Source organism: Ectobacillus sp. OTK, from assembly GCF_059698935.1.
On record NZ_AP048547.1, the window covers coordinates 860,317 to 872,237 of the forward strand.

Genomic DNA, 11,921 nt, shown 5'->3' on the forward strand with positions numbered 1-11,921 from the left:
AACATCTGTTTGCATAAAAATATTCCAAAAAAGAAGTTAACCAATCCGATGGTTAACTTCTTTTTATACTAAGACAAAATTCGTTTTTCTCCTGAGATTTCTTGAATTGGACTAATATTTTGGGTGAACTCCAGTGTTCCTATATATTTGCCGTTCTCGTCTCGTACAGCAAAATAACGAATATAGACATATTTATCGCGGAATGCAATCCAAAAGTCTTCCGTATCTTTTTTTCCATTCTTAAAGTCTTCAAGCAATTGATTCACAACATGCAAACTTTGCGGCGGATGGCAATTTTGTACTGTTCTTCCAATTACCGCTTTTGCCGTTGTGCAAATCCTTTATAATTTCTTTTAATAATGTTTGGCGTGTTGTTTCCTTTAGAGCATGCGTTTCACGATTGTTAATGATTTCACTCATAAAGATGCCTCCTTCATTCCTTCCATGCGTATCCGCATTGTTTCAAGGTGTCCTTAATCATGTCTAAATGAATGCCCTTCATGCGTGCCCCATTCGGAATTGTCATAAATCGACCCGCTGCTTGGAGCATGCCGGGCTTCGTAATCTTTTCAAAGCCAAGCTGCTTTAGAATGTGTATCAATTCAGGATCATCTGTACACAGCTCATAAACGGTTTTTGTTAAATCCACAACCTTTGTCATGGACACTCACCTCTTTTTACAGCAATAGATGAGAACTCTTCTCATTAAAAAGATATCATAGTCGGGGAGAGACAGCTGTGATTGCAGTCACGGGAAAGAAAGCAATTTTGTGAAGGAACGTATGTATGATGCGATGCCAAACTGCTATTTTGTTTTTGCATGGGAGGTTATTTTAGAGATGGGAGTAGGCCATGTTCACTAGACAATGCCCAAAAGGTTCTAATGTCTTATCTTTAAATAAAAAAACGGTCGGGCTGATTCCGACCGTTTCTTTTGAAGAGCAGAGGGCAGGGCTTTTTTGGGAAGGGGTATCTCTATTTATTTAGCAGTAATAAGGACCGTAGCCGTAGCCATACACAGGAGCACAGCTGTGTCCGCCAAATCCGCCGCACCAAGTTGCACCGATGATAATCAATAAGATGAACAGCACAATAATTAACGCAAAATCCTTTGAAAACCCAAATCCGTCTTTATGGTCTTTATGGTCCTTATGGTCTTTATGGTCAACATTGTACGGACGGAATGGTTCCCCAATTTCATTCATACTATATTCCTCCTCAGATGTAAGTATAAAAGATACAATGCAGAATATGCATCTTGAGGGTGTTAGGAGCCTATTCGATTTTCGATTGGGCTTGTATATAAGGGTATTTGTTTATAAATTATTTTGAATGGTGTTCTAGCTTCTTTCGCTTGCACTTTAAGAAAATATAAATTTCCAGCTAGAAGCAAATTCGATGTAGTATTAAATTTAGGAATAAAGTATAAGTGCAACTACGCCTCTGTTTTCGCCTAACGGCTCGCCAATTGGCGAGTTTTCTTTAAATGGAGCTGCGGAAAAGATAGTGTAATAAAAAGGCTATTGTCTATGTGACAGTCACTTTTTTTAGTAAAACGAAATGTGAGGTGTAGTATAATATAATGGATAAAAGTATAAAAATACGCCTTGGGGAGTGGCGGTGTGAAGCGAATATGGATATTGTTTTTTGTAGGATACGGGCTGCTGTTTGGCAGTTCGGTCAGTCTGTACCAAATGCAAATCTCACAGCCTGTTATGGAGGACAAAGGACATTTGTTGCCGACGGCCGTTAAGCGCATTGAAGGAATAACGGGGGAGGAGAGACTAAGGAGCATTGTACAGCAAGCAAACGAAAGGAACGAGAAACTTTCTATTGCAGGTATGCAGCATAGTCAAGGGGGGCAGACATATTATCCAAGTGGTATTGTTTTAGATATGAAGGGATACAACAAGATTCTATCATTTGATCCAAAAGAGAAGACAATTACAGTGCAAAGCGGAGTGACATGGGGCGATATTCAAAGAAAAATTAATCCGTACGGCTTGGCAATACAGGTGATGCAGTCACAAAACATTTTTACGGTCGGGGGCTCTTTAAGTGTTAATGTACACGGGCGTGATATTCGGCATGATGCGCTAATTGATACGGTGCAGTCTTTTCGGCTATTGAAGCCGGATGGGAGTATTGTGAGTGTCAGCCGATCCGAGAATGCAGAGTTGTTTCCGTTTGTTATTGGCGGATACGGCTTGTTCGGGGTGATTTTGGATGTAACGCTGAAGCTTACCGAGGATGAACTGTACCAAAGGCGAACGAATGAGATGGATTATACAGAGTATGCAGCATATTTTCGCCGAGAAGTAGAAGGAAATGAACAGGTGCGTATGCATCTAGCTCGTATTTCTGTTGCACCTGATACATTCTTGCGGGAGATGTATGTAACAGATTATATGCTGATGGGGGGTGAAAGTCAGCGGGAGAAGTATAGCGAGCTTAAGGGGGAACCGATCGTGGCGCTTCCGAAGCTTTTTCTCGGACTGTCCCGTTATAGTGATTGGGGGAAAAATATGTTTTGGGAGCTGCAGCGTACATATATGCAACAGATCAACGGAACGTATGAAACGCGAAATAATGTGATGCGATCTGACAGTGCATTTATGGAATACGAAAGTGAAAATCGTACTGAGATACTGCAGGAGTATTTCGTACCGGTGAAGCAATTTTCATCTTATATTGACGAGCTGCGAAGTGTATTGAAGCAGCATGAGCTGAATTTACTAAACATCACAGTGAGATATGTAAAGAAAAATGATCATGCGGTGTTATCTTATGCAAAGGAAGATATGTTTGCGCTTGTATTGCTTATTAATCAGGGTCGTTCGGAAAAAGAAGTACACAAAACTGGAGATGTCATTAGAGAAATGATTGATGTAACGCTGCGCCATCATGGCAGTTATTATTTACCGTATTATCCGTATCCAACGAAAAAGCAATTATATCAAGCGTATCCGCGTATAGAAGAATTTTTTGTGAAGAAACGGGAGTATGACCCAGAGGAACGGTTTGTAAATCTTTTTTATAAGGAGTACGGACGATGATGTATAGGCAATTTGTTCTGTCGCAAGGTTTAGTAATGATGGCTGGCAGTATGGTATTTCCATTTTATGTGCTGCTGCTTCGAGATGTAGGGAGTAGTTTCTCACAGTTTGGTTGGGCATACGGCTTATTTACACTAACAGCTGCCTTAACATACCCGCTTATCGGAAAGCTGTCCGATTCCAATCGTTTTGGAGACAATACACTGTTAATCGTGTATGCATGGGCAATGGCTATTGTATTGCTTTTATTTCCCATTGCAACGGAGGTTTGGCATGTGTATGTGCTGCAAATCATAATGGGGGTATTAGGAGCAGTTCAAAAAAATGGAGAAAAAACATCATTAGTTAGAAAAATAGAAAAAGAGAAAGCAGGAAGAGAAATAGGCAGCTATCATTTTTGGACGTCTATTGGTGCCGCTGCCGCTGTAATCGTAACAGGCTATTTAGTAGATTTTTTGACGATTGGTAGCATCTTTTATATTGCCTCGCTTTTGTACGTATGGAGCGGCTTCCTGTTGATAGGAAAAGCTAAAAGCATCCGTACTTCTGATACAAATGCTGTGTAAATAGCATTTGTATCAGATTGATAGGATAAGTGGGTCTTAGACATATTGAAATGTATTGATTTATTCTAAGATACATCTTTTTTTCTTCTGTTCAGTTGATATAACGCTACAATTCGCTTTACAACAGGTGTTGGCACGTACGAAAGCTCAGCAGCATGACCAATAGAACCAGATACGTGGTGGATGGCAATGGTGCTGTAGCCTCCTCGTCTTCCAAAAGGTGTTGTATATATCTTTATGCATTGAACACGAGACATTGGAATAATAGCTGTCCATTTTGCGAACCGCTGCGATGTGAAGGCTATATGACGGTCTGTTAAGTCCCAGGCAGCATTTTTGCCCTGGAGATATCCGAGTAATGCTGCTATAGAGATAAGCGGGATCGTAATCCAAAGCGTCCATGCCTTCCAAAAGAAAAACAGCAATGTCCAACCTGTTATGATGATGTTGCGCCAAATATGAGCTCTCTGGAGCCGTCCTGGAAGCAGTGTTTTTCCTGAAGGGAGGATGTATTCTGGGATATAGTATGTCATCCAGCTTTTCAAATCTCTCTCCTTTAAGAGCGGGAAGAGAACATTATCAAATGATCCGTCTTCATCGCTTGAGGAGGTAAGGTGCGCGCGTACGCTCACATAACCAAATAATGCTTGCAACGGATGCTGTACAAGTACGATACCTTGTATTTGCCCTGTACGAATACGGGTTGTTTGCCGATTCCAAAGCCCTTTTGAGATCGTAAGCACAGCCCCGTTCCTTTCCAGCGTAAAACCATAGTATTTGCTTGCGACAACAAGGGAAGCGAGTATCCAAAGAAGAAATACAGCCCCGGCTAGTCCAGCAATCCATAACCAAAGCGCTTGATGCTCCCACCAATCCTTTTCCTCTGGAATGCGGTCTGGGCTCCAAAAGTCGCTTAGGAGACCGATGACTGCACCCATGGCAACAAGAGTTGCAGGGGAAGATGCGCCGTATAGAAAAAGCTGTCTAACAGTAAATCGATATGCCGCTTGTGAATGCTGCTCTTTCTCTAGCCATTCCTCAGCCAAATGATCTGGAATGTAAGACAGAACAATGTCTGCCTCCTTGCCGCCAGCTGCAGTTTCTAGCTTCAATGTTACGAGTCCGCATAATTTCATAATAGGATTAGCACTGCGGTCCACACCTGTAATGGCACTTCTAGGAACGGTTGTTTTTGTTTTTGTCCATATTCCGCTTGCGATACGAATTTCTTTTTCATCCCATTCGTACGTAAATGAACGCCATTTTAAAAATTCAAAGATGAGAAGGAGGAGAATAAGGCCAATCAATATACCGAAGCTCGTGAGAAATGAAAAGCCTTCTCCTTTGCGCACTGCTTGTCCAACTGAAAAAAGAATTGGTAAAATCGCCGCCCATAGCGAACGAATCGCCCCCATGGGGATTACAAGCGGATGACGGCGGTAGTTATACATGGTTCTCCTCCTTTAACCGCAACAAAAGTAAATCACGGAGCTCTTCCGCTTGATGCAAATCAAGACCGCGAATATGATGCTTTGTCGCAGCTGTCTCAAGCTCTACATTAGCCAAATTTGCTCGTCGTAAAAACGGATCCTGACCAAGTTGCACATGCTGCACTCGAAATAAAGGGACAACCGTTGTTTCCCGTGTCCAGCCTCCGTCATATAGCCAAACATCCTGTTCTGTGAGGCGGTAACCATGAAATTGCCAGCGTAAGCGCGGTAAAATTCCGACTTGTAAAATAGACACTATCAGAAGCAACCCGCCGATGACGACAAGGGGCAGGAGGGGAACGCTATAATGATAAGCATAGAAAAAGCCGACTCCAAATATGATCCAAACTATAGCGTGCATAAGCGCTGCACGCTGTTTCCATACAGTCACTGCACGGTATGGAACCTTCTCAAATTCCTTCATTTCTAATCCTCCAGTATGCGTAATCCCATGTTTATCATATAAGATTAGTACTAGGAAGAAAATGTATTTTCAATAAAAATTTATATTACCTTGCAGAAATTTTTTATATAATTTATAAAGTTAAAAATAAACATGCGGAGGGAAAGCATGAAGGCGATTGTATTAGGACTATTAGCGTCCTTCTTTTTTGCTTTTACATTTATACTGAATAGGGCCATGGATTTAGAGGGCGGAAGCTGGATTTGGAGTGCATCGCTTCGTTATTTTTTTATGCTTCCTCTTCTTTTGGTGATTGTAGGAATGCGTGGTCAGCTAACATCCTTGTTTGCTGCGATGAAAAAGCAACCCCTTCAATGGGTTATATGGAGCTTTGTTGGCTTTGTTTTATTTTATGCGCCAATTTGCTTTGCAGCTTCGTTTGGACCGGGATGGCTCATTGCATCTACATGGCAAGTCACTATTATCGCAGGTATTTTGCTCACACCTCTATTTTATAAGCGTGTGAACGGGGGAAGAGTGCGTGAACGAATACCGCTAAAAGGATTTGGTATGTCACTTATTATTTTGGCAGGAGTTGTGCTCATGCAGATTGAGCATGCGTCAGCATTAGGTATAAAGGAGACGTTAGGCTGTATTTTGCCAGTACTTCTTGCTGCTTTTGCGTATCCGCTCGGAAATCGGAAAATGATGGAGGTATGCAAGGGAAAGGTAGGGCCATTTGAGCGTGTGCTCGGTATGACAATTATGACGATGCCTGTATGGATACTATTAAGTGCATATGAATGGAGCGGCTCCGGTGCGCCGTCTAGCAGTCAGGTGCTGCAATGCTTTTTTGTGGCAGTTAGCTCTGGCGTAATCGCTACTGTTTTATTTTTTACGGCAACGGATTTGGCAAAAGGAGATGTACGAAAGCTAGCAGCAATTGAAGCAACACAATCAGGAGAGATTATCTTTGCCGTGGGTGGAGAAATGCTGATGTTGTCTGCGCCGCTTCCGTCCGCTGCATCCTGCATTGGCATGCTTCTTGTTATGCTTGGGATGATTTTGCATAGCTTTGTCTCTCATAAGCAGCAAAAGGCTAAGCTAAAAGCTTCTTAGTGCTCTGAATAATAAAGGACAATACATATTAGCCATATAAGATATGTATTGTCCTTTATTTGTTTATTTGGGTCTTAACAACAAGTTTGGGCGCTTTTTTGTAGAAATAGTAAGATACATAATAGAAGAAAAATCGACAAATTGATTCATATATAGAGAAATTCTATGTTTCTTAAAGTGTTTGTAAAGGAATTGCAATATTTTTGTGTTATAAATATAGAAGAGAGGAGTAGAGACATGAAGTATATGAAGCGAATAGCAGGACTTATACTGACAGGTGCTCTATGTATTTCGAGCACAGTCGCAGCCCGTGCCGAGGCAAACGGCGATCAATTGGGTGAGCTGCAGCAGCAATTGCAGCAAAGCGATGCAAGCATCCAGCAAAAAGAGCAGGAAAAGCAAGCGGTTTCAGCAGAAATGCAAGGTTTGCAGCAGGAATTACAGAGCATTAACAGTACAATTGCTGGAAATGAGGCTGAAATTGCAAAGGTACAGCAAAGTATTGCTGAAACGAATCAGCTTATTGAGGAAAAAAAGAAAGAAATTATTAAATTAGAGGATAAAGTACTTGCCCGTAAGGATATTATGCGTAACCGTGTCGTATCTCTTCAAGAAAGCGGGAATACGGATGTAATTCTTGATGTTCTCATTCATTCCGAGAATTTGGCAGAGCTGCTAGAGAAAATGACAGCAGTCTCAACATTGCTGAATGCAGACCAGGATATTTTACATATTCAGCAAAAGGACCTTGAGCAAATTGAGCGTGATAAGGAAACGATCAAACAAAAAGAGGCACTTCTTGAAGCGGATAAAGAAAAACTAGTCAAACAACAAGCGGAGCTTCAAGAGAATGTGTCTAAAAAACAGCAGGCTCTGCAGGCAGTTCAAGCAAAATACAATGAAATTAGCAATTCTATTGCCCTTGCCCAGCAAGAAAAGGCAAGCATAGAGGCAGGGATGAAGGCAATTGAAGCTGAACTAGCTCGACAGGCGGCCATTGCGGCACAGCAAGCGGCAAGAGCCCAGCAAGAAGCAAGCGCACAGCCGGCTAAGATTTCTGATAAAGAATCTTCAGGCGGGCGTGAGCTGTATGTAATAGCAACAGCTTATACGCCATACGACGGTCCATCGGAAGAACAAATTACAGCAGCAGGCTATGATATTGGTGCGAACCCGAATATGAAGCTAATTGCTGTAGACCCTCGTGTCATTAAGCTCGGTACAAAGGTATGGGTTGAAGGATATGGCTATGCGATAGCTGGAGATACAGGCGGAAAGATTATCGGTCATAGAATAGATGTTCTTTTGCCGACAAAGGAAGCTGCATACAATTGGGGTGTTAAGCAGGTTAAAATTATTGTGTTTGATTAAGAAAAAAGCATCGTCCGAAGTAGGGACGATGCTTTTTTTAGGAAAGACGTAGATATTACGACCAAAAATCTGCACTTTATCCCTAAAAAAGTAATTTTTTTCAATTTTATGTTAAACCTACTTAACATTTTGTTAATCCTAGCATACAATAGATGGAGAGGTGGTGTATTTGACCATTGAAAATAAGGTTAGAGAGCTGCGAGCTCGATTTCAGTTATCCCAAGGGGCATTAGCAGAACGGGCAGGGGTAACAAGGCAAACGATAGCTGCTATTGAAAAAGGCGACTATGTTCCTTCACTTTTACTTGCATTGATGATTTGTGATGTGTTTCAAATGAAAATGGAGGATGTGTTTTGGTTAACAAAAGAGGGGGACAGAATATGAATCCAGTTCTTCGTTCTTACTTACTCAATATGTTATTTGTTTTGTTATTCGGTTGGGGAGTTGTGGAGCTGTATCATTCGAATGTGCAGTTTTCCAAGTTGCTGCGAGATCCTGAGGCGTCTTGGGAAGTCACAATGAATATTAGCCCGCTTATATTGTCACTTCTATTAAGCCTTATTATTATGTATGTATTTAGGAAACAAAAACAGACAAAGATTTCCTTTTGGCTTTTTCCTTTGTTTTTTCCAGAGGACGATGAAAGGGAGCAGGCGATTACAGCTAAAGCGTGTCGCAGTGCCTTTATTTCCATCTGGACTGTTGTTCCGGTTTGCGCATGTCTGTTGCCGTTTTATCCTATTATTGCTTCAGCTTTGCCTGAGTACCCCATTTATCTGCTTCTATTTATTCTTCTTGTTCAAATGACTGTTTTTCATATTTCATTGTATCGCAATCGTGTGTAAAGAAGAAGCAGGCTATGCCTTTTGAGGTTAGCCTGCTTTTTCTGCTGGGCGAGTCTATGAAAATCTTCAAATTGTATAGGCAAAAGAAGGTGTTCAGGTAAAGTTCAGTCATACAAGCAAGCCTATCTGTGTCTTTAGGAAAAGATATAATAAAAAGGGCAGCCTCTGGGAAGAGACTGCCTTTTTTATTACATTGTAAAGAAAATCCAAATTGTTCCACCGACAGTAACAATTGCAATAAAGAAACTGAAGATAATAGAAATCGTTTGTGTAAGTCCTTCTCCTTCAGACATATGCATGAACATCACAAGCTGTAAGGCAGCTTGTAAAAATGCCATAATCCCAATTACTGTAATGATAGTAGAAAAGGGAAGTGATGTGTACAGTGCTAGGTACAGCGCTGCAAATGTTAATACCAATGATAAAACAAATCCGAAAACGTGTGACCAAGGAAATCCTTTATGATGGTGTGAAGTTGATTGTGTGTTATGCTGTGCCATAATTACGCCACCATCCCGTTCAAGTATACAAATGTGTAAATAAAGATCCAAACTACGTCAAGGAAGTGCCAGTATAAAGAAATGATGAACACTTTTCTTGCCGTAATTGGCGTTAAGCCATGCTTCAGCAATTGAATGATAACTCCAATTGCCCAAAGCGTACCGACTGTAACGTGGGCTCCGTGCGTTCCAAGAAGAGTAAAGAAGCCTGATAAGAAGCCGCTTGTTTGTATCGTCGCGCCTAAATGCACGTAATGAGCAAACTCTTCAATTTCTAGGTACAAGAAGCCTAAGCCCAAGAGCAATGTGATGATAAACCAAACTAAAAGGCCCTTTAAATTATGCTTACGCATTTCATGAACTGCGATACCGCAAGTGAAACTACTCGTTAAAAGAAGGAGCGTTTGCGCCATTAACGGTCCTAGTTCAAAAAGCTGCAGCGGTGTTGGGCCGTCCGCTGTACGGCCCGCCAACACCAAGTAAGAAGCGAAAAGCGTTGCAAACAGAACAATTTCCGCTCCAAGGAAAATCCAGAATCCGAGAATATTCAAGCGGCCTTGGCCGTCTTGATATTCCAGCGGAGCATTTTTGTATTCTTCACTCACTGCTGCCATTATGCTTTCACCTCTCTATGCTACTTTTTCTGTCTTTTTAATCTCTTCTACGTCAATGTAGTATCCATTGTCATAGTCAAACGAACGCATGAACAATCCGATTGCGATACCAACACCGCCAACAATCGCTACTGGAATCCACTGGAATACTAAGCCGAAGCCCGCAATAAAGAAGAGGATCGACAATGGGAATGCCAGATTTGTATTGCTTGGCATATGAATTGGTTTAATATTTTTCACATCGATATGAGATTCACCGTTTTTCTTCATGTGCCACCAAGCATCTTGATGCTTAATTTCTGGAAGAGCAGCAAAGTTATAATGTTGAACAGGAGATTGTGTTGCCCATTCAAGCGTTCTGCCGTCCCAAGGATCGCCTGTTAGATCACGTTCACCGTAACGTGCGCTCCAAACGATGTTGTAGCAAAGAATTAAGAAGCCGATACCCATCATTACCGCACCGACAGATGATAGTTGGTTCAAGCCCAACCAGCCAGGAAGGCTTGAGTCGTATGTGTACATACGACGAGTCATACCATCTAATCCTAAGAAGAATTGCGGGAAGAAACATACGTTAAAGCCGATCATGAACCACCAGAATGTCCACTTTCCTAAACGTTCGTTTAGCATGTGACCAAACATTTTTGGATACCAATAAATTAAGCCTGCAAACATCGCAAACACTGTACCAGCGATTAATACGTAGTGGAAGTGAGCGATTAGGAAGTAGCTGTTGTGATATTGATAGTCAGCTGCTGCCATCGCAAGCATTACCCCTGTAACACCGCCGATTACGAAGTTTGGAATAAACGCTAATGTCCAAAGCATTGGCGTTGTAAAGCGAATGCGTCCTTTATACAGCGTGAATAGCCAGTTAAAGATTTTTACACCTGTCGGAATCGAAATCGCCATCGTTGAGATGGAGAAGAACGAGTTTACCGCAGGGCTGTTACCCATTGTGAAGAAGTGGTGCAGCCATACAAGGGCACTCAAAACTGCAATTGCAACCATTGAGTATACCATCGCACTGTAACCGAATAAACGTTTACGAGCGAATGTACTTACTACTTCAGAGAAAATACCGAACGCCGGTAAAATAACGATATACACTTCAGGGTGACCCCAAACCCAGAAGAGGTTCGCCCAAAGCATTGGCATACCGCCGTCTGCCATTGTAAAGAAGTGTGAACCAAACAAACGGTCAAATGTCATTAAAGCAAGTGCAACTGTTAGTACCGGGAAAGCAAAGACGATAATTACACAAGTAACTAAAATAGACCATGTAAACATTGGCATTTTCATTAATGTCATGCCAGGTGTTCTCATTTTTAAAATTGTAACAAGGAAGTTAACCCCTGTCATCAATGTACCAATACCGGAAATCTGTAATGCAATTGCATAATAGTTATTTCCGACGCCAGGTGTAAACTCAGTACCGGCAAGCGGGAAGTACATTGTCCAGCCTGCATCTGGCGAACCACCGATAACGAATGCAATGTTAAATAGCATTGCACCTACAAAGAATAACCAAAAGCTAAGTGCATTCAAGTACGGGAATGCTACGTCGCGGGCACCAATTTGCAGAGGAACTGCAATATTCATCAGCCCTATAACGAACGGCATTGCCATAAAGAGAATCATAACAGTACCGTGTGTTGTAAAGATTTCGTTATAGTGCTGTGCGTTTAAATATGGTGAGTCAGGGAATGTTAATTGTGCACGCATCATCAATCCGTCCATACCGCCGCGGAATAGCATTAGTACGGCAGAGATAATGTACATAACCCCGATTTTTTTATGGTCAACACTTGTTAACCAATTGTCCCAAAGCCATCTCCATTTTTTGTACTTTGTCAGCACATAGATGATCCCGAGTGTTACAAGAACGATGGAAGCGTCCGCACCGTAAATAATCGGGTCACCTGTGACAAAAAATTCGTCAAGCTTCACTTTATT

13 protein-coding genes and 1 pseudogene are annotated in these 11,921 nt (G+C 41.6%); 6 read left to right on the forward strand and 8 right to left on the reverse strand.

What is annotated here, in order from left to right:
- Positions 1-68: 68 nt before the first annotated feature.
- The 3 genes and pseudogenes from AC6HZ4_RS04265 to AC6HZ4_RS04275 all read right to left on the reverse strand — a co-directional run.
- Positions 69-341 (reverse strand): annotated as a pseudogene (locus tag AC6HZ4_RS04265) (PAS domain-containing protein); the annotation flags it as partial.
- A gap of 92 nt (positions 342-433) precedes the next feature.
- Positions 434-661, reverse strand: a complete 228-nt coding sequence (locus tag AC6HZ4_RS04270; protein WP_497493798.1) for a DUF1858 domain-containing protein — start codon at positions 659-661, stop codon at positions 434-436.
- 322 nt (positions 662-983) lie between these two features.
- Positions 984-1,205: a YjcZ family sporulation protein gene (locus AC6HZ4_RS04275; RefSeq protein WP_497493799.1), complete on the reverse strand. Its 222-nt coding sequence runs from the start codon at positions 1,203-1,205 to the stop codon at positions 984-986.
- Between the two features lie 489 nt (positions 1,206-1,694).
- On the opposite strand from AC6HZ4_RS04275, the gene AC6HZ4_RS04280 reads away from it, so the two are divergent.
- The gene (locus AC6HZ4_RS04280; protein WP_497495595.1) at positions 1,695-3,056 is read left to right on the forward strand and encodes an FAD-binding oxidoreductase; all 1,362 of its coding nucleotides are present in this window, start codon (positions 1,695-1,697) and stop codon (positions 3,054-3,056) included.
- Positions 3,053-3,622, forward strand: a complete 570-nt coding sequence (locus AC6HZ4_RS04285) for an MFS transporter (RefSeq protein WP_497493800.1) — start codon at positions 3,053-3,055, stop codon at positions 3,620-3,622. The genes AC6HZ4_RS04280 and AC6HZ4_RS04285 overlap by 4 nt, the downstream gene beginning before the upstream one ends.
- Before the next feature lie 65 nt (positions 3,623-3,687).
- On the opposite strand, the gene AC6HZ4_RS04290 is transcribed toward AC6HZ4_RS04285, so the two are convergent.
- Positions 3,688-5,073: a PH domain-containing protein gene (locus AC6HZ4_RS04290; RefSeq protein ID WP_497493801.1), complete on the reverse strand. Its 1,386-nt coding sequence runs from the start codon at positions 5,071-5,073 to the stop codon at positions 3,688-3,690.
- Positions 5,066-5,536: a PH domain-containing protein gene (locus tag AC6HZ4_RS04295; protein WP_497493802.1), complete on the reverse strand. Its 471-nt coding sequence runs from the start codon at positions 5,534-5,536 to the stop codon at positions 5,066-5,068. Before AC6HZ4_RS04295 ends, AC6HZ4_RS04290 begins: the two co-directional genes overlap by 8 nt.
- A 147-nt stretch (positions 5,537-5,683) precedes the next feature.
- Here AC6HZ4_RS04295 and AC6HZ4_RS04300 point away from each other — a divergent pair, with 147 nt between their 5' ends.
- The 4 genes from AC6HZ4_RS04300 (at position 5,684) to AC6HZ4_RS04315 (ending at position 8,851) form a co-directional block, all read left to right on the forward strand.
- Positions 5,684-6,634 (forward strand): DMT family transporter, encoded by a 951-nt coding sequence (locus AC6HZ4_RS04300; protein WP_497493803.1) that lies wholly within the window; start codon positions 5,684-5,686, stop codon positions 6,632-6,634.
- A gap of 237 nt (positions 6,635-6,871) precedes the next feature.
- Positions 6,872-8,005, forward strand: coding sequence for a 3D domain-containing protein (locus tag AC6HZ4_RS04305; RefSeq protein WP_497493804.1), 1,134 nt, complete (start codon positions 6,872-6,874; stop codon positions 8,003-8,005).
- 169 nt (positions 8,006-8,174) lie between these two features.
- Complete coding sequence (locus AC6HZ4_RS04310) at positions 8,175-8,390, forward strand: helix-turn-helix transcriptional regulator (protein WP_497493805.1); 216 nt, start codon at positions 8,175-8,177, stop codon at positions 8,388-8,390.
- Positions 8,387-8,851 carry a DUF2178 domain-containing protein gene (locus AC6HZ4_RS04315; protein WP_497493806.1) on the forward strand — a complete coding sequence of 155 codons (465 nt, stop codon included), beginning with the start codon at positions 8,387-8,389 and terminating at the stop codon, positions 8,849-8,851. Before AC6HZ4_RS04310 ends, AC6HZ4_RS04315 begins: the two co-directional genes overlap by 4 nt.
- 188 nt (positions 8,852-9,039) lie before the next feature.
- On the opposite strand, the gene qoxD is transcribed toward AC6HZ4_RS04315, so the two are convergent.
- The 3 genes from qoxD to qoxB are packed head-to-tail and all read right to left on the reverse strand — an operon-like array spanning position 9,040 to position 11,915.
- Complete coding sequence (gene qoxD, locus AC6HZ4_RS04320; RefSeq protein ID WP_497493807.1) at positions 9,040-9,351, reverse strand: cytochrome aa3 quinol oxidase subunit IV; 312 nt, start codon at positions 9,349-9,351, stop codon at positions 9,040-9,042.
- A 2-nt stretch (positions 9,352-9,353) separates the two neighbouring features.
- The gene (gene qoxC / locus AC6HZ4_RS04325; RefSeq protein WP_497493808.1) at positions 9,354-9,965 is read right to left on the reverse strand and encodes a cytochrome aa3 quinol oxidase subunit III; all 612 of its coding nucleotides are present in this window, start codon (positions 9,963-9,965) and stop codon (positions 9,354-9,356) included.
- Positions 9,966-9,980: 15 nt separating this feature from the next.
- Positions 9,981-11,915, reverse strand: coding sequence for a cytochrome aa3 quinol oxidase subunit I (gene qoxB / locus AC6HZ4_RS04330; RefSeq protein ID WP_497493809.1), 1,935 nt, complete (start codon positions 11,913-11,915; stop codon positions 9,981-9,983).
- Positions 11,916-11,921: the final 6 nt, after the last annotated feature.